Genomic DNA, 20,624 nt, shown 5'->3' with positions numbered 1-20,624 from the left:
GGCAGTGCCACCTTTCTTTAGGTTTTGTCTTTTTGGCACAAATTCACAAAAATTAATTAACAGAAAATTCTAACTATATTTATGCAATGCTAATGATTCAATGACAAATACCGTCAGTATGATAGTCATGACAACCAAACTCGCTGCACTATAATTGGAGCTTTTATAATACAAGTCAAAAGAAAAACCAATTCCAGTACCGGTTAAAATTCCAACTAAAGTCGCGCTGCGAATATTCGTTTCAATTTCAAATAATACCCAACTGATCATCTGGGGAAGGCTGGATGGAATGACCGACTGGAAGATGATCGAAAAAAATTGGGCGCCGGTTGCACGCAATGCTTCAACGGAACTATTGCTAACTTCATCGATCGTTTCTATAAATGCTCGCGTTAAAAAACCAAAGGAGGCGAAGAACAAAGCAAAAAATCCGGTAATGGAGCTTTGTCCAAAAGAAAAGAGCAGAATCAATGCCCATGCAGCTACCGGAATATTACGAGAAACAGTTGCAATTCCTCTGCTTATTGCACTTAATAAACCATTCACTTTCGTCGTCTTCGAACCGCATATTGCGAAAAAAGTTGCAAAAATAGCTGCTGTTGTCGTGGAAGCGACTGATATTAAAACTGTTTCTTGTAATTTACTTAAAATATCCGGAAGCTTTTCCATCGCTTTTGCATCAGGAAAAAAATTTGTCACTCCCCACTCTACTGCCTTTGCAACAGAGGCGAGTCCTTTCACAAGCTGAAAATCTGTTATAAACATAGAAAGATACGTTAACACAATCAACAATAAAAAAAATAAGGAGAAGCTTCTTCTTCTTTTTACAAAGATATCTGCTTGCATGATCTTCACCTACATTAAAGAATCAGATTCTTTACTTCAGACCCATAAATATTGCGAACAATATCTTCTGTTATTTGTTTCGGCGAGCCATCGTACACTTTCTTTCCATTATTAATACCGATAATTCGATCAGAGTACTTCAAAGCGACATCGACTTGGTGCAGGTTGACAATACAAGTAATTCCGAGTGTAGAAGAAATATTTTTTAAATGATCCATAATGATTTTGGCTGAGTTTGGATCTAAGGAGGCAATCGGCTCATCACACAATAGCATTCTCGGATTTTGAATTAAGGCTCTGGCAATTCCGACGCGCTGTTTTTGTCCGCCGCTTAGCTGATCACACCGTTTATACACTTGATCCTCCAGCCCCAACAATCCGAGAATATGAACCGCCTGCTTTTTCTCCTCCTCGCTGTATAAACCGAATGCTCCTGCCAAAGTTGACTTGTAGCCGAGCCTTCCGTGGAGCACGTTTTCAATTACGCTTAATCTAGTGACAAGATTGTAATGCTGAAAGACCATTCCAATGGTTGCTCTCACTTTTCTTAAGCTTTTTTTGCCAAGCTTTAAAATGTCGACACCATCAAATATGATTTCACCGCTAGACGCTTCGATCATGCGGTTAATACACCGGAGGAGGGTTGATTTCCCCGCCCCCGATGGACCAATGATCGAAACGAATTCCCCTTCTTTTACAGAAAAGTTCATGTCTTGAAGCGCCATTGTATTGGTTCCATAACGTTTTGACACGTTATTTAATGTTAAAATGGCTGTCATCGTTTATCCCTCACCAAATCCTTATTTAGACAATTCTCTGATCGGATCAAACCAAGAATCCTCTACTTCAACGAAACGCTCATTAGCTTTTTTCGTAAACAAACCGCTAAAATCAGAATCCTCCGGCACGAAAATCTTCGTATTGTTGGCTACTTCATCAGAAACAAAAGCTTCCACAAGCTTTTTGCGATCTTCTTCAGATACGGTTTCCGTATTGACAACAAACGGAGCATTCAATACCGGTGTGACTGAAATTAAGACAAATTCCTTTCCAGGCACAGTATGAAACGGCTCAGCAGCATCATTTTTGACTTTATATACCGCTCCCGGTTTATTTTGCTCACCGTCAACTAATTCAATATAGTTGTTCACACATGTGTCGCAAAATGCTGCTACATCTACTTTTCCAGACAGTAAGTTAACCGCAGACCCTTGATGAGAGCCTCCATATTGCACTTCGCTGAAAAACTTGCCCTCGCCGCCTTCTAATAAATCTTCAGCAGTTAAATCTTTGTACTCTTCTTTTTGGCTAAAGTACGAAACGATTTCGGTCGATGGAACTTTAAAGCCTGATGTGGAGCTGTTAGACACAAATGAAAATTTCTTTCCAGCTATATTATCAATGGAAAACCCGGAGCCGCTTTTGTACTCGTCTTCATCCCCTTTATTTACGGCAAGCCAGCTGTAGTACATGGCATCATCAAGTGTGCCGGATTCACCGCTCGGAACAACGAGAGGAAGCACTTTTTCATTTTTGTCATGAGCCTCTATGTATCCCTGTGCACCCATAAACGCTAAATCAGCATTTCCGTTTGCAATCGCCTCAATGGCAATAATGTAATCAGTTGTCGTCTTATGCTCGACTTTCTTTCCAGTTGCTTCTTCAATCAACTTAGCGATTTCGTCACGTGCCGCTTTCAAATCTTCACCGGATTCATTCGGGTACCATGCAATTGTAAGCGTATCGTCGCCGTTTTTTTGAGCGGAACCGCTTTCTGTTCCTGCAGATGATGAACATCCTGATAAAAAGATGACCAAGATGAAAGCGATGCTCATAAACCTTATCATTTTTTTCATATTCATTACCCCTTTTCTTGTCAAAATAGATTTTTTTCCATTTATAATTGAATATAAAGGATGAATGTAAAGGAACTGTTAATTCATACCGTTGAATTACTAAAGAATTTTTAATGTTTTGTAAAGGGATTTTTTTCAGAATACTTGATGATTTCCCCGTCCAGCATTCGGTATTCTACATCACATAAGTTTTGCATGAACAACATATCATGAAAAATTCCCAGCATTGTTGTCCCTTCGCGAACGAGCTGTTCCATCAATACTCTTACTTTTTCCTTCGATTCATCATCTAAACTTGCCGTCGGTTCATCCAATAAAAGTAGTCTCGGACGCTTTACCATTGCTCTAGCGATGTTCAACCGCAGTTTTTCACCTCCGGAAAAAGTAGCAACATAACTATCCCAAAGCTGAGGATCCAGTTCAAAATGCGTCAATATTTTTTCTGTTTCTTCCTCCGCATACTTATCGTTATGCCCCATTTCTAATATCGCTTGTTTGACTATTTCCCTGGCCGTTATACGCGGCAAAGCATTTAAAAACTGCGATACGTATCCGATCTCATGCTTTCGTAAATAAATCATTTCTCTTTCCGTCGCTTCTCGCAAATTGATTAGGCCAAACTTTTTTGAGTTGTACCAGATGTCTCCACTTTCAGGCAAATATGTGCGATAGATGCATTTTAAAATGGTTGATTTACCGCTGCCGCTTTTACCGGTAATACCGACAAATTCTCCTTCTTTTACAACAAAGCTAATCTTGTTAATGGCGCGGATTTCCTTGTTTACACTGTGCAATCGAAATGTTTTGGACAGGCTCTCAACCGTTAAAATGTTTTCCACTGAATTCCCTTCTTCCCTCATACTTATCTAGAAATGTTTCAATATGTTGAGACAAGTCGTCGATTCGTTCTTTCAACGTTTCATACGACCAGTCCCACCACTTGATTTGTTCCAATCGTTTAACCGTTTGCTCATCAAATCGGCGCCTTAGCGGTTTGGCTGGTATTCCAGCAACGATTGTATAAGGCTCTACATCCTTTGTCACAATAGCTCCGCTGCCGACTACTGCACCATTGCCGATTTTTACACCAGGCATGATGATGGCCCCATGGCCAATCCATGTGTCATGGCCGATATAGGTGATTTGTTGTTTGCGCCATGATAAAAACGCTTCATCGTCATGAGTATCAACTCCATACATTTTTCTCCGATACGTAATATGATGCAAAGTAGGGCGATTCATCGGGTGAGCGGTTGGACCAATTCGCACCATCGCAGCAATATTGGAAAATTTTCCAACTCCAACATTTTGCAGGATGCAAAACTGCCCTGTATAAGAAAAATCCCCCATTTTTACATTTTCTAAATAATTGTGAGCCCCTATTTCTGTGTATTCACCTAATTCTGTATGAAACAACTGGCAATGTTCATGGATATAAGGTTTTTTTGACAGCTTTTTCTCGATCATAGAAACTCCCTTTCCATCATCTTTAAATTCTATAATTTGTTTTCAAGATTAAACGGCCGTCCACAAAACAAGACGTGATAACCGGAAAATCTAAGTCTATTTTTTCGATGATGACTATATCCGCTTTTTTTCCTTCCTTAATTGATCCAATTTGATCATCCAGTTTGACAGCTTTGGCCGGGTTAATCGTCACAAGCTTAAACATTTCGACTAGGTCGATATCGCTTTTTTCGCTCATTTTAAAAACAGCATGAAGCAGCGATGGAGGATAATAGTCACTACATAAAATATCGATACACCCGTGTTGAATGGCTTCTTGTGCAGATAAATTTCCGCTGTGGGAACCTCCCAAAAGAACGTTCGGAGCCCCGGCCACCGTCAGCATTCCTTTCTTTTTCGCATTTTTAGCAATTTCCAAGGTGATTGGAAATTCACTAATCGAAGCCCCAAAGCTTTGGACAAGCTCAAGTTTTTCCAACGTGTCATCGTCATGAGAAGCGATAGCAATACCTTTTTGTTGTGCCAGCGTTGCAATTTCCTTTATTCCTTCAAATGTTAATTTTTCCTTATGCTGATGTTTTGTAATGACTCTATCAATCTCTTCATCACTGAGCTCTTGGTAGCCTTTTATCGTTTTTCTGTAAATCTCTAAATCTCTATATTGTCCTTGACCAGGGGTATGATCCATAAACGAAATTAAGTGCACCTTGCTCTCAGCAATGTACGATTTTAAGTTTTCAACTTCTTCGGTGCTGTCAATTTCAAACCGTGCATGGAACCGATGTCGTATTAAATGCTTTGTATGATGAGTTTGGTGGATCATTTCAATAAATTTCCGGACATTTTCCGGCTCACGGATCGGTTTATGTGAAAATTCCGAGCTTTTATAAATAGAAAGTGAATGAAACATTGTTGTAATCCCATGGGTGATTAATTCTTTTTCCGCTTCGCGAAGACTTAAATGAAAATTCATTAACGATGTCGGTCTTGGTGCTGCCATATGTTCAATATAGTCAGAATGAAGATCGATAAACCCAGGAGAGACATATCCGCCCGCCGCATCGATTACTTCCATTCCTTCCTTCCAAGCGATTTTCCCTTTGCCATCAATTTTGCTAATTTTATCTCCTTCAATAAGAAGATCGTAACCATCGAGAATGGTTTCTTCCGTTATAATTCTTCCGTTTGTTATGAGATACACGTTTTTTCCTCCATTCTCACAAGTCCAAAAAATTGATCATAATAATGAATGGACGAGCTGCTGTGTATAAGGATGCTGTGGATCTTCTAAAATTTGATCGGTCAACCCTTGCTCGATAATTTTTCCTTCCAGCATGACGAACGTTCTGTCTGCAAGCATTCTGATAACGCCTAAATCATGGGAAACAACGATCATGCTTATCTTCAGTTCCCTCTGTAAATTCCGTATCAAATCTAAAACATTTGCTTGAACGGACAAATCAAGACCGGTCGTTACTTCATCGAGAAGAAGAATCGGCGGATTATTCGACAATGCTTTGGCGATTTGAACTCTTTGCTGCATGCCCCCCGAAAATTTTTGGGGCTCCTCCTTCATCCTAAATAGCGGAATGTTTACCTCCTCAAGCAGCACTTGTCCTCTTAACACCATCTGTCCAACATTCCTGTTCCCTGCCGCAATTAATTTTTCAGCAATATTGCCGATGGAGGAAAAGTTCATGCGCAAGCCGAGAAGCGGATTTTGGTAAACTTTCCCCATCAGATGGTTGCGAATGTACCGTTTTTGTTGGGAGGACTCGTTTAATACGTTTTTTTTTCCATCATGATAAAATCGGATATACACTTCACCGCTTGTGGCCTCTTGATCAAAATATAGCTGTCTCATTAATGTTGATTTACCGCTGCCGCTTTCACCTACAATGCCTAATACTTCACCGGGATAGAGATCAAACGAAATATCACGGCAAGCATATACCGTACCGCAGACAGGGCAAAAGTTTTTCACCAAAACGGCGGAATCCGCCTTTCCGCATTGGCTGCATCCAGGTCCGAATTGTTTGTTTAACTTTTTGACCGATAATACTGGATTGCTTAAATCATCCATGTTGAACACCTCTTGATTCTGATTGCTCATTTAATCTTGATAAACAATAGCTTGTATCATTGCATTGGTAATAGGTTTCACCTGTTTCCTCATTAAACAATTCATCCAAATATACTCCCGTAGCGCCGCACAGTCTGCAATGTTTATCTTCAAAGCTCTCCACTTCAAACGGATAATCGTCAAACGCAAGTGAAACGACTTTCGTGTATGGTGGTACAGCGTATATCTTCTTTTCACGACCGGCTCCAAGCAAAATTAATGCCTTTGAATAGTGCATTTTCGGATTATCAAACCTTGGTATAGGACTCGGCGCCATGACATACCGATTTTCCACCATCACAGGATGATCAAAATCCGAAGCCATATGCCCGTATTTCATGATTTGTTCAAAAAGCATCAGCCATGCGCCGCTGTATTCTTTCTCCGCATGAAGCCTTTTCGTATTATATTCGCTCGGTTCATAATCGCGCAGCGGTTCAGGCAGTGGTACTTGTAATACAAGTATCTGGCCTTCTGTAAGAGGAATTTCTGGAATTCGATGTCTTGATTGAATGATCGTTGCTTCTTGCGTCTCCTCCGTCGTTTTAATGCCCGCCGTTTTCATCACCAATTTTTTAATGTTTACCGCATTAACGGATTCATCAGAGCCTTGGTCGATTACTTTTAAAACATCATCTTTGCCAATGAGAGAAAGGGTTAATTGCAGTCCACCTGTTCCCCAGCCGCGTGCAATCGGCATTTCTCTTGATGCAAATGGAACTTGATAGCCCGGAATGGCAATTGCTTTTAATGTGGCTCTTCGAATTTCCCGTTTGGAACCTTCATCGAAAAAAGCAAAATTATAATGGATTTGCATGAATTCCTCTCCTTTTTACATTTCTTGCTTGCTTTTTGATTTGCGTACAATATCAAGCTTCGATTGGAAAGTGACATAGTGAGGCAGCTTCAAATGTGAAATAAACCCGGTGGATTCAACCGAATCAATATGATAAAGGACAAATTCCTCGTCTCCTGTCGGATAGTCCCTATTTCCTTTCTCCAAACTATTGTCTAAAATTCCCATTGCGATTGCTTTCGTTTCATTTTGACCAAAGCAAAGACCATATCCGATTTCAAACTTAATTTCCTTTTTCCCGTCCCCGATCTCAACTGTTTCCGGAATTAACATTTCGACTTCGGTTGCTTTAATTTCCCCAATATAATAAGCATCGTCTTCTCTATTAAATGAATGAAAAGGGCTATCGATGTAAACCGGCAAATAGCCGACACGCAGTTCACCTACTGTTGGATGAAGACTTCCATATCCGCGAATGACGGCATAAGCTAATGAAGTCACCGCCCCTGTCTGGCCTCTTGTTAAAACTTGGAGACGCTGACTGCGGGTGGAAGGAAACGTCAAGCTTTTTCTCGTTACATCATCAGGCTCTGTATTGTCCATTACACACTCCGAGAACAAACCTTCTTTTCTTAAGTAATCACTTACTTTTGGCAGTTTGCCAAAATGTTTTTCATCCACTTCATCGAGCATTTCCTTCTCATAGGCCGAAAGCCAATTTACTGCATCTTCATCTGTTTCCTCCATGAGGTCAAAGTCGAGCAAACGATGAGTGTAGTCAGTTGTAGCTCCTAAAATTTGGCCGCCTGGTATATCTTTAAAACTAGCTGAAATCCTTCTTTCGATACTCATGTCCTTTGTATTAACTATTTGCGAATAATGCTTGCGCGGTAAAGTGGATCGATATGCACGAAGCAGAAAAACCGCTTCTTCAAGATTGCCTTCAGCATGTTTGATCGCTAGCGCCGCAAGGGTTTCGTCATATAGACTGCTCTCTGACATCACCTGATCAATCAATCCCCGCAGGCCAGCTTCAATTCTGCCAATGTCAAGAACAACTCCTTTTTTTAACCGCTCATATTTCAGCCGTTTAATCGACTCCTCAATGGCAATTGTTCCGCCTTTCACTGCCACATATCCCATCAAAGCTTCCTCCCTTCTGATAAAATTTGCGTCGTCCTTGGCAGACATAAGAGATGATGATTTTTGTCCACAAAAATTAAATCAACCCCCATTGGAAATTCAGCGTTTTGTTGCTGTCGAACTTCCATCCAATTCCCATTTACTGAAACATTTACATAATTTGCTTCTTCAATGCCCGAACCTGTTAATTTGAAATCGCATCCATCCGTAACAGCATCTGCCTCAACAATAATGGTTGCTGAATCATGGGGATCGATGAGACTGCCGGTTTTTACTCGCCGTAATATTTGCCCAAGTTCATCTTCAGCTTTGTCATAAAGTACAAAAACGAAATCAGCGCGTTCTGCTGCATCAGCTTTTGCATAGGTTAGTTGGTTTATCCAGCGAGTTGTCTCTTCTTCCTTCTCGGAAACTACCTTAAAGGTCACTTCAGTATCTAGAAGCATTGCAGCCAGAACAAGTGTCGAGGGAAAACAGCCAGCCTCAAGATCTACTTTGGCCGCCTCATCTTTTAAATTTGTTATCAATCCGGGCCTAGACATGGAATCAACAACTTTTCGATATGCACGTTGAATATCGTGAATAAAATCTAATTTCATTCAACCTCTGCTCCTTTTAAACATCCATCGTTTCAAAATTTACTTTTGTCTTCAAAATTTTCATAAAGGAGTTCTTTCTTTGCTCATGAATTGCTGCTTCCTCCTTCAACAAAACTTCATTCCATCGTTCCGTTTCTGGCAATTGTGCATTGTAAGCTGCATCGACCACAGCCAAATGGTATGCTAATTCCGGCTCATGTCCTTTTAATATGCCGAAGCCGATATACCCGCTAATTTCCACTTTACATTCTGTTACAAAAACTTCTCCTAAGTAGAACAAACTGTTCTTTGCCGTTTCCCGAACTTTTACCATTACTAAACCGTTGTTCGGCTTTTCAATCGTTTTTACCTCATACTTAGCTAAAATTTGTTGTGCCAATGTGGCGGCAACGTTCTTATTTCCGTTGATTAAAATTTCTGTTCTTCGCCTTCTTTCCATTTCCGCCCCTCCATCATGATTTTTTGCTTCCGTTGATTTAAGCATATCTTGTTGCCAAGTGGAAAAAATTTAAAAAAAAGTAAATTCTATTAATTTTTTGCAAACGCATTTTTAAGAAAATGTTAATGAGCACACAAAAAAAGAGAGATTCCTTGAATGAATCTCTCTGCTGCTTTCAATCCAAAATCGAAAGCATATAAAAACAAGAAGAGAAAAACGCATGTTTTCCTCTACTTGTTGGATTTTAGGGACTTATCGGACATACCCAAAAGCAAAAGTTTTTTATATAACAAAGTTAAAGCAATCACTCCGATAAAAAATTTCTGTATGTTCAAGCACCGTTCCGGTTTTTTTATCGATACATCCTGTCTCCAACACTAAAAGCGGAATTAAACTGGTGCATTCAAGAATTTCCCATAGGAATTTAGTCGGAAATAAAACCTTTAACACGCTTGACTTCGATTCAAATTCAGTGAAGCCTTTCTTTTGATAATAATCAAACATGGACGTGATTTCCTTGCCATACAAATCAATATCATCAAATACGGATTTCGCCACGTAGGAAATATGCAAGGCAATTGGTCGATTATTGACAATGCGCAGCCTGCCTATTTTAAATACTCGATCCGTTTCCTCAGCACCGAGAGAATGAAAGATTGCTTTATTATAGCCGATTTCTTCGCAAAAAATGTTTTTCGATCGGAAATGGTGCCCAAGTCTAATCATTTTCCTGCTGAAGCTTTCATCCCCGGAAAGAACAAGCGGAATCTGCATTTGCCGATCTTTTACATAGCTGCCCTTTCCTTGTCTTGAATAAATATATCCCATCTCCTGAAGCCTTTCGTATACTTTGCGGATTGTCATTCGCGGAACGTTAAAATAGTCAGCAAGCTCATTTTCGGATGGTAATTTATCATTGGCCCCATACCTGCCAGAATGAATATCTGATATGATTTTATCAATGATCTCCATTTCTTCTGCCATCTGCATTCTACCCCGCTTTGAAATTGACCTGCTATTTTTTCACACGGCAGTTCAAAAACTGCGCTTTGAAAAATATTTTTTGCTACACTTTCTATTGGTTACATTCAGTATAGTTTAAGTAACTGGAACTGTCCAAGCCCATTTTATAGTCTATAGAGGATCCAACTGCTAATTTGCTTTAGATGCTGATAAATAAAGTTTTGCTGCATTATATTAATCTAATTTGCGAAGATGCTTGCTAATCGACGGCTGACTTATGTCAAACACTTCAAGAAGCTTGCAAACGCAATGTGTAAAACCCTCCTGGAAAGCATTAAGAACGTTTCAATCGAGTTGAAATACGTTCCTTCCATCCATGTTCCATAAAATTCCTTTCTGTTTCTTGTGTAGAGCCGGATCAGTTTTGGAAAATATGAATCAAAAAATACTAAAATTTTCAAGCTCTTTACTAAACCCATTCTATTTAACCCTTATCGGTAAAGGTATTGATCAGTTTTCATCATTTTATTCCACAACTTATCACTATTCTTGAAACAACTTTACTTGATAGTTTTTTATTTCGTTCACCTCTTTGCATATTTTCATATCCAGTATGGTCAACGAATGATTCTATTAGCAAAGAAGCAAAAACTTGAAATAGTTTTTATAAAATATGGTGTTAAAATATTCTGAATTGTTGTATTATTATTTTAACAGCTAGCAAAAAAAGACAACAATGTTTCCAAAATGACGCACTTTTTTCTGTAAAAACCAAGAAGGAGGAATCGAAATGGGGGAGGCCGGGAAAGGAGCGGTTATGGAGACGTCCATTGATCACTTGTTGGTTGAAAAGCTTTCAGATCCGCGAACGATGGAGCAGCTAATCCACTTGCTTGATAAGCTGGAGAATGTAACGTTCCTTTTGGATATGCTGGAAAATTTCCTTCAACGCGGACCGGAATTTGCTGATTCGATCAATGAACTTGTCGTTCTTTTGCGACAAAGCATATCTAGACCAGAATATGTTACGCGTTTTGAGAATGCTTTAACCGCGTTGCATAAAATGCAAGAATTCCTCGATTCTCCGCAAGTTCAAGAGCTGATCAAGTCCGATGTTTTGGACGTGCGCTCGGTGCAAGTAATTGGAAAGGTGTCGCGTTCATTGTATCAAGCCTCTAAAGAAGCAGCGGAAACGGGAACAAAACGTGTGGGAATTATTGGTCTGATGCGGACATTAAGCGATCCGGAAGTACAGCCTGCACTTAATTTCGTCCTTAATTTTGCACGAAACTTATCGAAGGAGATCAGCGATGCATGAGTTGTCTATTGCCCAAAGCTTAGTTGAATTGGCGGCAGAAGCGGCGGAAAATTCGGGAATAAAGAAAGTTAAAGCGCTGTTTTTAAAGCTTGGAGTATTATCAGGTGTCGTAAAAGAAGCCTTAGAATTTTCTTTTGATGTGGTTGTTCAGGGAACTTCTTTGGAAGGGGCTAAACTTATTATTGAAGATGTCCCCGTGACCATTTTCTGTCCCAACTGCCAAGAAGAACGGATTTTGCCTGAACCGCTTCCTATGCGCTGTCCTACGTGCGGCACAAAAACTGGCCAAGTCCTTGCGGGACGAGAGATGGAATTGTACGCTTTGGAAGGTGGAGAAGAAAATGCATGATTTGACCTTGAATCCTCGAATTGTTGAAATTCGCCAGAATGTTTTGAAGAAAAATGATCTCCTTGCTAGAGAATTAAGAAAGCGGTTTCAAAACGTGGGCGTTTATGTCGTCAATCTCGTTTCCAGTCCTGGAGCGGGAAAAACGACGCTGCTTACAGAAGTGCTTACCCGCCTTGGCAAACGCTATCGAACAGCCGCTTTAGTTGGCGATTTAGCAACTGAAAACGACGCGGACCGCTTGCGGCAAAGTGGAGCAAAAGTGCGCCAAATTACTACTGGCACAGTTTGCCATCTGGAAGCGGAAATGATTGAGCGAACGTTGCAAGATTGGGAGTTGGAAACATTTGATTTCCTTTTTATCGAAAATGTTGGAAATCTCGTCTGTCCCGCAAGTTATGACTTGGGAGAAAACCAGCGTGTAGTTCTTTTTTCCGTGACAGAGGGCGAGGATAAACCGGTAAAATATCCGACTATTGTCAACAGTGCTGATACGGCGATTATCACAAAAATTGATTTAGCGGAAGCGGTAGATTTTCAGCGAAAACGATTTTATGAAGCATTGAATGAGGTGCGCCCAGGCATTCGCATTCACGAAGTTTCTGCTCGCACAGGAGAAGGAATTGACGAATGGATTTCACAGCTGGAAGCGGATAAATCAGCATTTATTCATTCGTCCGGCTCTCTATAAGCAAAATTTTAGATGAATAGAACGCTGCGAAAGACTATGATTTTGAGTCGTTTGGTTGAAATAGAAAACGATTTGAATCAAGCCGACAAGTCGCCAAACACCAGTGAGACATCTAAACAGGAGAGCGTCTATACGAAGATGTATTTTAAAATATCAGAACCTTCTGACTTTCGTTGCGCAAAGGTATTGAAATTGAAAAATCTTGCCAAAAACTTTTTGGAGGTGGAGAAAATGGTGAATCTCCTTTGGATGCACGGCGGTGCGTGCAATGGAAACACTCAATCATTTTTAAATGCGGAAGAGCCAACGATCATTGATTTAGTAACCGATTTTGGCATTAACATTTTGTATCACCATTCTTTGTCGATGGAGTTCGGTGAGCAAGTTCGCCGCCTTTATGAGCAAATTCTCAATGACGAAATCCCGCTGGATATCTTGGTGGTAGAAGGGACAATTATTCAGGGACCTGACGGAACAGGGCACTATGATATGCTTATGGACCGTCCGAAAAAAAACTGGATTTGGGATTTCGCCCATAAAGCGCAATACGTTGTCGCAATCGGTGATTGTGCGTGCTGGGGTGGAATTCCGGCGACAAAACCGAATCCGTCTGAATCGATTGGTCTTCAATATATGAAAGAAGAACGCGGGGGATTTCTTGGTACACAGTTCCGTTCGAAAGGTGGACTCCCAGTCATTAACATTCCTGGTTGTCCGGCTCATCCCGACTGGGTGACGCAAATTCTTGTAGCCATTGCTACTGGCCGTTTGGAAGATGTTGTTTTAGACGATCTTCAACGTCCGCAAACGTTCTTTAAAACGTTCACCCAAACGGGCTGTACGCGTGTGCAGTATTTCGAGTGGAAAGAGCCGGTGGAAGAGTTCGGACAAGGTACGCGAAAAGGATGTCTCTTTTATGAGCAAGGCTGTCGAGGTCCAATGACTCATTCGCCATGCAACCGCATTCTTTGGAACCGTCAATCTTCCAAAACTCGGGCAGGAATGCCTTGTATTGGCTGTACGGAGCCTCAGTTCCCGTTCTTTGACCTAGCACCTGGAACAGTTTTTAAAACGCAAAAAGTTCTCGGCTCAATTCCAAAAGAAGTACCACAAGGCACCGATCCGCTCAGCTACTCTGTGAATGCGGCATTGGCACGTGCTGTGGCGCCGAAATGGGCGAAAGAAGATATGTTTGTTCCGTGATATTAACGAAATTCGGATTTTTGTCATCAAGATGAAGTGGAATCAGATATGAGTGAAGCACCAATAAACCGTTTGTGATGTTACTTAACGGAAAAAGTGACATCTCCACAAAGACGTGAAGCTTGTTCCGTGATCATTAACAAAATTCGCAACTTTTGTCATCAGGATGAAGTGGAACCGGATATGAGCGAAGCACCAATAAACCGTTTGTGATCTTACTTAACGGAAAAAGTGACTATCTACACAAAGACGTGAAGCTTGTTCCATGATCATGATCATTAATGAAAATCACGACTTTTGTCATCAGCATCTAGTGGGAACCGAACATAGGTGAAGCACGAATAAGCCGTTTGTTGATGTTGCTTAACGGAAAAAGTGACCGTCTCGTCTACACAAAGGCATGAAGAAAGTTATTTTGTATGTTTGAAATCGACGATTTCCATTTACTGTGATTCAGATATCTTTTAATGGAAACCATTTTAGAAACGAGGTGCCTAAAGAACATGAAAAAGCAAGAGGCTATTGTAAAAACAAACAAACTGGAAATTAAAGTACATTCCCTCGGTCGTGTAGAAGGAGATTTGGATGTAAAAGTAGCCATTGATGATGGCGTTGTTGTAGATGCTTGGACGGAAGCAACGATGTTCCGCGGTTTCGAGATGATTTTAAAAGGAAAAGATCCGCAGGCCGGTTTGATTGTTACTCCTCGGATCTGCGGCATTTGCGGCGGCAGCCATCTAACGAAAGCAGTTTATGCGCTCGATACGGCTTGGGGGACGGAAGTACCGCCGAATGCTACGCTCATCCGCAATATTGCTCAAGCGGCGGAAACGATTCAAAGCATTCCGCGTTGGTTTTATGCTTTGTTCGCAATTGGTTTAACTCATCGACATTACGCTTCTTCTAAGCTGTACGATGAAGTGGTTCGCCGTTGGGCTCCTTTTGAGGGAGAGCATTATGAGATTGGCGTCACTGTTTCAGCTAAGCCGGTGGAAATTTACGCAATCTTTGGCGGACAATGGCCGCATTCCAGCTTCATGGTTCCGGGAGGCGTTGTCAGCTCGCCGACATTGTCCGATATTACTCGCTCTATCTCGATTTTGGAATATTATCGGGAAAACTGGCTGGAGAAAGTTCTTCTTGGTTGTTCCGCTGAACGCTGGCTGGAAAACAAGACTTGGGACGATGTTCTTGCATGGCTGGATGAGAAGCCGGAACATCGCAATTCTGATCTTGGCTTATTCATTCGCTATAGCATGGAAATCGGATTGGACAAATACGGAGCGGGGCCGGGCCGCTATTTAGCCACTGGAAGCTTTTTTAACCCGCAGCAATACCGCTATCCGACGATTGAAGGACGCAACGCAGCGCTGGTTTCCCGTTCGGGAATATTTGATGGGGAAAATTTCCATGATTTTGATCAAGCACGGATACGCGAGGATCATACCCATTCTTTCTATCGCGGCAGCGGTTCTTACCACCCATTTGAAGGAGTAACCGATCCGGTGGATCCGATCGAAGGGCAAAAAGAAGGAAAATATACGTTTGCTAAAGCACCGCGGTATGATATTCCAGGCATCGGAGAAACTCCTCTGGAGGTAGGTCCGTTGGCCCGCCAAGTAATTGCTGGCCGCTCTGGTGCTGAGGAGTGGCAAGATTATGATCCTCTCTTTTTGAACTTGATTAAAGAAATCGGGCCAAGTTCGATGGTGCGTGTGTTGGCTCGCCTTCACGAAGCCGCGAAATATTATTTGCGCATGAAGAAGTGGTTGAAGCAAATCGATTTAAACGAAAAATTTTACATCAAGCCGAAAGAATTGCCTGAAGGACGCGGATTCGGAGCTACAGAAGCAGCCCGCGGCGCTTTGGCTGACTGGATTCAAATTAAAGATGGAAAAATTGAAAATTATCAAGTCGTCACTCCGACAGCATGGAACATTGGACCGCGTGATCGTCACGGTCAGCGCGGACCTATCGAAACAGCGATGATCGGCGTACCTATTAAGAATCCTGAAGATCCGGTCGAATTGGCTCATATTGCCCAAAGCTATGATTCATGCCTTGTTTGCACCGTTCATGCTTATGATGCCAAGTCGCATAAAGAGTTAGCCAAATATAAAGTGATAAATATATGCTGATATCTCTAATATGCAACTTTAAGTGACGTGTTTTTCTGCAGTGCAAGCATATCAGCAGACGTTTCATATACAACTGTAAAACTAATAGTCGAGTAAAACAGACAAAGAATGGTAATGGGAACGGTACGCCTGCAGAAGGAGGAATTTTGTATGAACGTTATGATTATTGGATGTGGCAATTTGCTGCGAAGTGATGATGGGGCGGGACCCATGTTGATCCGCAAATTGTGGGAACATGGGGTCCCACCGGGAGTCCGTTTGGCTGATGGCGGAACTGCTGGCATGGATGTAGCTTTTCAAATCGGGGATGCAGAGGAGCTGATTCTAGTAGATGCCTGTAAATCAGGAGATGAACCGGGCACGATTTTTGAAATTCCAGGTGAAGAGGTGGAAACTCCTCCGCTAAAAGATGTTAATCTTCACGATTTCCGCTGGGATCATGCGATTGCCTTAGGCCGATGGCTTTTAAAAAGCCGCTTCCCGAAGAAAGTGACCGTTTTCCTGATCGAAGCCGAAAACATATCGTACGGATTTGGATTGTCTCGAACGGTGGACAATGCCTTAGATCGTTTAGCGGATGAGCTGCTTCAGCGCTTAGGAGGGAAAAAAAGTGAAGCTTGAACTGACACCAACTGGCTATCTTCATATTCCCGCCGAAGAAACGGTGCGGTTTCCTACAGGAACAGCCATCGTTTTAATACGTGACGAAGAACTGTGGGTGATGCCGGTAAGTCATTTGGGAGCGGGCGGATTGCTGTTAAAACTGCGCAATTCTCGTGGAGATCGAAGCATGTTTGTCCAAGAAATTTTGCCTGAAGGTGTGCAGCCGGGAATTCGTGACGCTGTATGGGATGAACGATATGGAGCGCTTCGCATGCCACTTTTTTGTTCCTGTGCGATGTCGGAGAAGTAAAAGTATATAAGCCGCTTCATCCCTTGACTTGAATGGTCATGATGAAGAAACAGTTTTGGACCTGGCCGACAGGACGATAAGATGATATCCATACTAAATGAAACGAGAGTGAGTAATTGCACAATAATCGTTAGTACGTTAGAACATGCCGATCTTAGTTATTTAGAGGTTTCGTTGTTTTTCCAATTACAGTTTTTAAAAGGGGGAATAACAGTGCTGCAGCCACAGCCAATCGGTGTTTTTCCTGGAGCGGCAGGTTTTTTTCTTCTACCACCTGTTCCAAATGCAGATCAATTCATATCCCTTCTTCTCCGCGGACATTTTCCTGATCGTTGGCCGGAGAACTGGCGTTTTTTTGCTGCGGCGATTGAGGGAAAAAGCGAAGACGAGGTGCTAACATTATTGCCGGAAGGACCGGAAGCTGCTTATAACCGATTTATTTTAGATCCACAAACATATACATACACTTTAGCCAAAGAAGTGCTCCCAGACGATTTCTCCTTGCTTTTGGATGCAGCGGCGTGGCGCCTGAAACTGTTTGAAACTCCCCCACCGCTTGGCGATGCGTCAGGAGAAATACGGGCGTTTTTATTGGCGACTCAAGCGTACGACGCGTTTCAACAAAAGGATTGGCCGACTGGGCTTTCGCTTCTTTCCGAAGCCGCCGCTACAGTAGAAAACGTGTCACCTGTTTTTTCCGCTCGGCTTTACGCGGAATATGCGGCGACAAAACAAATGCTTGGTGATCGCGGGAAGGAGACAGTAGAAGGATACCGGAAAGCCCTCTCTCTTTTAGAAACGTCTTCCTTTCAGGAAGCAAGGGCTGAACTGTGGTTTCAATTAGGCACAGTACATCAAACTGGCGCGGATGGACGGAAAGGTTCTCTTCTAGAAGCAGTCAGATGTTATCATGAAGCACTAAAAGTATATCGGAAAGACACTTATCCAGAAGAGTATGCTACCGTTCATATGAATCTTGCTTTAGCGTATTTAGCCATTCCGTCTTTAGACCGCAGCGCCTATTTGCGCACAGCGACAGCGATCCAGTCATTAAGAGAGTCTTTACGCATTTTTAAAAAAGATAAACACCCTGAGCTTTGGGCAAGCGCCACGGTCAATCTAGCCAATGCGCTGCAACATGTAAAATCCTCTCATCTTGAAGATAATCTTTGGGAAGCAGTAGCTCTTTATGAAGATGTGCTCGAAGTACGCCGCTCTAAAGACGATCCAATAGCATATGCCCGCGTTTTAGCTAATCAAGGGAATGCGTTGGCACATCTAGGTGCGTTTTCCCGAGCGGTACCTCGGTTGGAAGAGGCCAGTCAATTGTTTCGTAAATATGGAGAGCATGAGGCAGCGAGTGCCATCGAAGACGTATTAGCGGAAATTGCCCTTAAGCGGAAGCAAGCAGCAGTCAATGAAAAAATGGAACAGTAAAATGTGCGAAAGAGAGGAAGGATTGCATGAATCCCCACGAACAGCAATATTTTAATCTTTTGTTGGGTATGGCGGTTGACCGCTTTTGTGAACGTATCATCCAGCGCAATGAAGGAGCTCAAAAAGCTCTGGAACGGCTTCGCGCAAATCCTCAAAGTGAGGGAATTTGGCTGAACGAATTTGTGGACGCTTTCTTTCGCGATGCCCTTCTTGATAATCCAGCGGGCTCTTGCCTCATTTTGCAGGCTTTAGCCAATCATCGCGTCAATGATTTTATTAACATTGTTGACCGTAATACGGTTGAAGAAATGCTGCAGGAGATGGCCAAACAAACATTTGCCGCTTTATTATATCGGAAAACCGAAGAAGCTCTGGAGCAAACATTGGCTTTTGGAGGTGAGTGATCATGAAAGTTCAGCAGGAAGAGGATTTTCAAGCTTTGGCTGGACGGGTGGATCGCGTGCTGGACTCGATAAAGGGTCTGCCAGAAGACGCTCGGATGAAAGCAATGGAATTGAAAAAAGCCATTGAAGCCTTTCACGAACATGCTCTTAGAAAACTCGTTCGCACGTTTCGTGAAACGGAGGCGGGAAAAGAATTGCTGTTGAAAGCTGCAGAAGACCCTTCTATTTATGCGATGTTTTTGATGCACGGAATCATTAAACAAGATTTATTTACCCGTACCGCCGCCGCGTTAGAAGAAGTGCGTCCTTATATGCGTTCCCACGGAGGTGGCGTGGAGCTAGTTAAAGTGGAAGGAAATACAGTTTATGTCCGCCTTCAAGGAGCTTGTTCCGGTTGCTCGCTATCCGCTATGACGTTGAAAAATGGGATTGAGGAAGCAATTAAAGCCCGCGTTCCAGAAATTGAACATGTTGTCATGGTCGAAGAGGAAGTGACCTCCGGCTACATGCCATTTCACGCTATGAATGATACTGGAAATTTAGAACAAAACGGATGGGTGCAAGGTCCATCCGCTTCGGAACTGGAAGAAGGGAGTCCTGTTCGCTTTTCGCATGAGGAGCTCGATGTTTTGCTGGTTCGCTTAGAAGGAAAAGTAATGGCATTTCGCAATCAATGCCCTCATATGGGGATGTCTCTTGACGGAGGACTGGTGGACAACTCTATTATTACTTGTCCATGGCACGGCTTCCGTTTTGATTTATCCACCGGGGAATGCATGACGGCACCTCACGTGCAGCTAGAACCCTTTCCAGTTCGGGTAGAGGATGAAAAAATATGGATACGATTAAGTTAACCGCATATCCCGAACGGTGGTTAGGGGGACCGGCCCCAGGCGGTCTTGTGCTGCCCCCTGCCCATCCAAACAGGATTCATCTTTATGCACCAAGGGGAGTGTATGTAGACGATGATATTGTAGTGGCGGCCGACAGCGGCAACCATCGCGTACTCATTTGGTACAGTTGGCCGGAAAATGATCATGCGCCAGCTGACATCGTGTTAGGTCAGCCTGATTTTGAAACAGAAGGACCAAAGCTGTTTCATCTCCCAACTGGCGTTGCGGTCATTGAAGGAAAGCTATTTGTCGCAGATGCTTGGCACCATCGTCTGCTCATTTGGGAAACATTGCCGAAAATAAATAACCAGCCTCCCGATTATGTCTTGGGACAAGAGGATCTGTCAGGGACATCCCCGAATCGAGGAGGAAAAGTTAGTCCGACTGGATTTTATTGGCCATATAATTTTGCATACATTGATGAATGGTTTTACGTAGCGGATACGGGGAATCGCCGAGTTTTGGGATGGAAAGGTTTACCGGAAGATGGGCGTGTTCCTGATGTCATTCTTGGTCAACCGAATGGTTATGTAAACAGTGAGAATAGGGGAAAAGGCGTAGGAACGGATACGTATCGCTGGCCTCACGCTCTTGCCGGCGACGGAAATACGTTATACGTTGCCGATGCGGGCAATCACCGCATTCTTGGTTATACGCCGCCTCCAGAGACGGACCGCCCAGCTGAGTTAGTTCTCGGTCAACAAGATTTTACTCAGTCATTTGAACTTCCCCATGTACCGCAAGGACCCCGGCGCTTCCGGTTTCCTTACGGGATCGCACAATACGACAATTTGCTAGCGGTGGCTGACACGGCAAACAACCGCATCCTTCTTTTTACTGAGTCGCCGCGAAAAGGAGCGTATCATCCTGCTTCGTATGTTATTGGCCAAGCAGATTTCGAAGGAATGGGAGAAAATCGCTGGAAAGCCGTAACAAGGGATTCACTTTGCTGGCCGTACGGGATTTGGTGTCATCAAAATCGTCTGGCAATTGCTGATTCAGGAAATAACCGCGTCATCATTTGGCGCCTTGAATTTACATGATTGTTCT

Annotated in this window: 23 protein-coding genes and 1 pseudogene; 11 read left to right on the top strand and 13 right to left on the bottom strand. The window is 42.6% G+C overall.

Annotated elements, in window-relative coordinates; translation table 11 throughout:
- Positions 1-69: 69 nt before the first annotated feature.
- The 13 genes and pseudogenes from FB379_RS14155 to FB379_RS19295 form a co-directional block, all read right to left on the bottom strand.
- Positions 70-846 (bottom strand): PhnE/PtxC family ABC transporter permease, encoded by a 777-nt coding sequence (locus tag FB379_RS14155; protein WP_144598238.1) that lies wholly within the window; start codon positions 844-846, stop codon positions 70-72.
- Positions 847-860: 14 nt separating this feature from the next.
- A complete protein-coding gene (gene phnC, locus FB379_RS14150) occupies positions 861-1,625 on the bottom strand; it encodes a phosphonate ABC transporter ATP-binding protein (protein ID WP_144598237.1) in 765 nt (254 codons plus the stop codon).
- 21 nt (positions 1,626-1,646) lie between these two features.
- Positions 1,647-2,702 carry a phosphate/phosphite/phosphonate ABC transporter substrate-binding protein gene (phnD, locus tag FB379_RS14145; RefSeq protein ID WP_144598236.1) on the bottom strand — a complete coding sequence of 352 codons (1,056 nt, stop codon included), beginning with the start codon at positions 2,700-2,702 and terminating at the stop codon, positions 1,647-1,649.
- A gap of 110 nt (positions 2,703-2,812) precedes the next feature.
- A complete protein-coding gene (locus FB379_RS14140; RefSeq protein WP_063387911.1) occupies positions 2,813-3,541 on the bottom strand; it encodes a phosphonate C-P lyase system protein PhnL in 729 nt (242 codons plus the stop codon).
- Complete coding sequence (locus tag FB379_RS14135) at positions 3,519-4,169, bottom strand: DapH/DapD/GlmU-related protein (RefSeq protein WP_144598235.1); 651 nt, start codon at positions 4,167-4,169, stop codon at positions 3,519-3,521. Before FB379_RS14135 ends, FB379_RS14140 begins: the two co-directional genes overlap by 23 nt.
- 22 nt (positions 4,170-4,191) lie before the next feature.
- On the bottom strand, positions 4,192-5,370 hold the full coding sequence (gene phnM, locus FB379_RS14130; RefSeq protein ID WP_144598234.1) for a phosphonate metabolism protein PhnM: 1,179 nt from the start codon (positions 5,368-5,370) through the stop codon (positions 4,192-4,194).
- A gap of 36 nt (positions 5,371-5,406) precedes the next feature.
- Positions 5,407-6,252, bottom strand: a complete 846-nt coding sequence (locus FB379_RS14125; RefSeq protein ID WP_063387914.1) for an ATP-binding cassette domain-containing protein — start codon at positions 6,250-6,252, stop codon at positions 5,407-5,409.
- A complete protein-coding gene (locus FB379_RS14120; RefSeq protein WP_063387915.1) occupies positions 6,245-7,108 on the bottom strand; it encodes an alpha-D-ribose 1-methylphosphonate 5-phosphate C-P-lyase PhnJ in 864 nt (287 codons plus the stop codon). Before FB379_RS14120 ends, FB379_RS14125 begins: the two co-directional genes overlap by 8 nt.
- A gap of 15 nt (positions 7,109-7,123) precedes the next feature.
- On the bottom strand, positions 7,124-8,230 hold the full coding sequence (locus tag FB379_RS14115; RefSeq protein ID WP_063387916.1) for a carbon-phosphorus lyase complex subunit PhnI: 1,107 nt from the start codon (positions 8,228-8,230) through the stop codon (positions 7,124-7,126).
- Positions 8,230-8,829, bottom strand: a complete 600-nt coding sequence (phnH, locus tag FB379_RS14110; RefSeq protein WP_144598233.1) for a phosphonate C-P lyase system protein PhnH — start codon at positions 8,827-8,829, stop codon at positions 8,230-8,232. The genes FB379_RS14115 and phnH overlap by 1 nt, the downstream gene beginning before the upstream one ends.
- A 16-nt stretch (positions 8,830-8,845) precedes the next feature.
- A complete protein-coding gene (gene phnG / locus FB379_RS14105) occupies positions 8,846-9,268 on the bottom strand; it encodes a phosphonate C-P lyase system protein PhnG (protein ID WP_144598232.1) in 423 nt (140 codons plus the stop codon).
- A gap of 282 nt (positions 9,269-9,550) precedes the next feature.
- Positions 9,551-10,252 carry a GntR family transcriptional regulator gene (locus FB379_RS14100; RefSeq protein ID WP_117017256.1) on the bottom strand — a complete coding sequence of 234 codons (702 nt, stop codon included), beginning with the start codon at positions 10,250-10,252 and terminating at the stop codon, positions 9,551-9,553.
- 213 nt (positions 10,253-10,465) lie between these two features.
- Positions 10,466-10,561 (bottom strand): annotated as a pseudogene (locus tag FB379_RS19295) (ArsR family transcriptional regulator); the annotation flags it as partial.
- 460 nt (positions 10,562-11,021) lie between these two features.
- On the opposite strand from FB379_RS19295, the gene FB379_RS14090 reads away from it, so the two are divergent.
- From FB379_RS14090 to FB379_RS14040, 11 genes are all read left to right on the top strand, one after another.
- On the top strand, positions 11,022-11,549 hold the full coding sequence (locus tag FB379_RS14090) for a helical membrane plugin domain-containing protein (RefSeq protein WP_063387608.1): 528 nt from the start codon (positions 11,022-11,024) through the stop codon (positions 11,547-11,549).
- Entirely contained in the window at positions 11,542-11,898 is a 357-nt protein-coding gene (hypA, locus tag FB379_RS14085; RefSeq protein WP_063387609.1) for a hydrogenase maturation nickel metallochaperone HypA, read from the top strand. The genes FB379_RS14090 and hypA overlap by 8 nt, the downstream gene beginning before the upstream one ends.
- Positions 11,891-12,586, top strand: coding sequence for a hydrogenase nickel incorporation protein HypB (gene hypB / locus FB379_RS14080; protein WP_063387610.1), 696 nt, complete (start codon positions 11,891-11,893; stop codon positions 12,584-12,586). Before hypA ends, hypB begins: the two co-directional genes overlap by 8 nt.
- 42 nt (positions 12,587-12,628) lie before the next feature.
- Entirely contained in the window at positions 12,629-13,789 is a 1,161-nt protein-coding gene (locus tag FB379_RS14075) for a hydrogenase small subunit (RefSeq protein WP_242009338.1), read from the top strand.
- A gap of 503 nt (positions 13,790-14,292) precedes the next feature.
- Complete coding sequence (locus FB379_RS14070) at positions 14,293-15,927, top strand: nickel-dependent hydrogenase large subunit (RefSeq protein WP_066248150.1); 1,635 nt, start codon at positions 14,293-14,295, stop codon at positions 15,925-15,927.
- Positions 15,928-16,077: 150 nt separating this feature from the next.
- The gene (locus tag FB379_RS14065) at positions 16,078-16,548 is read left to right on the top strand and encodes a hydrogenase maturation protease (protein WP_063387612.1); all 471 of its coding nucleotides are present in this window, start codon (positions 16,078-16,080) and stop codon (positions 16,546-16,548) included.
- On the top strand, positions 16,538-16,840 hold the full coding sequence (locus FB379_RS14060) for a hypothetical protein (RefSeq protein WP_063387613.1): 303 nt from the start codon (positions 16,538-16,540) through the stop codon (positions 16,838-16,840). The genes FB379_RS14065 and FB379_RS14060 overlap by 11 nt, the downstream gene beginning before the upstream one ends.
- 213 nt (positions 16,841-17,053) lie before the next feature.
- Positions 17,054-18,277, top strand: coding sequence for a tetratricopeptide repeat protein (locus FB379_RS14055; RefSeq protein WP_240326800.1), 1,224 nt, complete (start codon positions 17,054-17,056; stop codon positions 18,275-18,277).
- A gap of 26 nt (positions 18,278-18,303) precedes the next feature.
- Positions 18,304-18,681 carry a hypothetical protein gene (locus FB379_RS14050; RefSeq protein WP_066248148.1) on the top strand — a complete coding sequence of 126 codons (378 nt, stop codon included), beginning with the start codon at positions 18,304-18,306 and terminating at the stop codon, positions 18,679-18,681.
- A gap of 2 nt (positions 18,682-18,683) precedes the next feature.
- On the top strand, positions 18,684-19,535 hold the full coding sequence (locus tag FB379_RS14045; protein ID WP_066248146.1) for a NifU family protein: 852 nt from the start codon (positions 18,684-18,686) through the stop codon (positions 19,533-19,535).
- Positions 19,517-20,617, top strand: coding sequence for an NHL repeat-containing protein (locus FB379_RS14040; protein WP_063387616.1), 1,101 nt, complete (start codon positions 19,517-19,519; stop codon positions 20,615-20,617). The genes FB379_RS14045 and FB379_RS14040 overlap by 19 nt, the downstream gene beginning before the upstream one ends.
- The last annotated feature ends 7 nt before the right edge of the window (positions 20,618-20,624 follow it).

The sequence above is a fragment of the Aeribacillus composti genome (assembly GCF_007827555.1).
Classification (GTDB): Bacteria; Bacillota; Bacilli; order Bacillales; family Aeribacillaceae; genus Aeribacillus; species Aeribacillus composti.
This window is presented reverse-complemented; position numbering and strand designations above follow the sequence as displayed.

Excerpts from the sequence above, each read along its gene's own strand:
- FB379_RS14155 (WP_144598238.1), bottom strand. The coding sequence starts at position 846 with ATGCAAGCAGATATCTTTGTAAAAAGAAGAAGAAGCTTCTCCTTATTT.
- phnC (WP_144598237.1), bottom strand. The coding sequence starts at position 1,625 with ATGACAGCCATTTTAACATTAAATAACGTGTCAAAACGTTATGGAACC.
- phnD (WP_144598236.1), bottom strand. The coding sequence starts at position 2,702 with ATGAAAAAAATGATAAGGTTTATGAGCATCGCTTTCATCTTGGTCATC.
- FB379_RS14135 (WP_144598235.1), bottom strand. The coding sequence starts at position 4,169 with ATGATCGAGAAAAAGCTGTCAAAAAAACCTTATATCCATGAACATTGC.
- FB379_RS14125 (WP_063387914.1), bottom strand. The coding sequence starts at position 6,252 with ATGGATGATTTAAGCAATCCAGTATTATCGGTCAAAAAGTTAAACAAA.
- FB379_RS14120 (WP_063387915.1), bottom strand. The coding sequence starts at position 7,108 with ATGCAAATCCATTATAATTTTGCTTTTTTCGATGAAGGTTCCAAACGG.
- FB379_RS14115 (WP_063387916.1), bottom strand. The coding sequence starts at position 8,230 with ATGGGATATGTGGCAGTGAAAGGCGGAACAATTGCCATTGAGGAGTCG.
- phnH (WP_144598233.1), bottom strand. The coding sequence starts at position 8,829 with ATGAAATTAGATTTTATTCACGATATTCAACGTGCATATCGAAAAGTT.
- phnG (WP_144598232.1), bottom strand. The coding sequence starts at position 9,268 with ATGGAAAGAAGGCGAAGAACAGAAATTTTAATCAACGGAAATAAGAAC.
- FB379_RS14100 (WP_117017256.1), bottom strand. The coding sequence starts at position 10,252 with ATGGCAGAAGAAATGGAGATCATTGATAAAATCATATCAGATATTCAT.
- FB379_RS14090 (WP_063387608.1), top strand. The coding sequence starts at position 11,022 with ATGGGGGAGGCCGGGAAAGGAGCGGTTATGGAGACGTCCATTGATCAC.
- hypA (WP_063387609.1), top strand. The coding sequence starts at position 11,542 with ATGCATGAGTTGTCTATTGCCCAAAGCTTAGTTGAATTGGCGGCAGAA.
- hypB (WP_063387610.1), top strand. The coding sequence starts at position 11,891 with ATGCATGATTTGACCTTGAATCCTCGAATTGTTGAAATTCGCCAGAAT.
- FB379_RS14070 (WP_066248150.1), top strand. The coding sequence starts at position 14,293 with ATGAAAAAGCAAGAGGCTATTGTAAAAACAAACAAACTGGAAATTAAA.
- FB379_RS14065 (WP_063387612.1), top strand. The coding sequence starts at position 16,078 with ATGAACGTTATGATTATTGGATGTGGCAATTTGCTGCGAAGTGATGAT.
- FB379_RS14050 (WP_066248148.1), top strand. The coding sequence starts at position 18,304 with ATGAATCCCCACGAACAGCAATATTTTAATCTTTTGTTGGGTATGGCG.
- FB379_RS14045 (WP_066248146.1), top strand. The coding sequence starts at position 18,684 with ATGAAAGTTCAGCAGGAAGAGGATTTTCAAGCTTTGGCTGGACGGGTG.
- FB379_RS14040 (WP_063387616.1), top strand. The coding sequence starts at position 19,517 with ATGGATACGATTAAGTTAACCGCATATCCCGAACGGTGGTTAGGGGGA.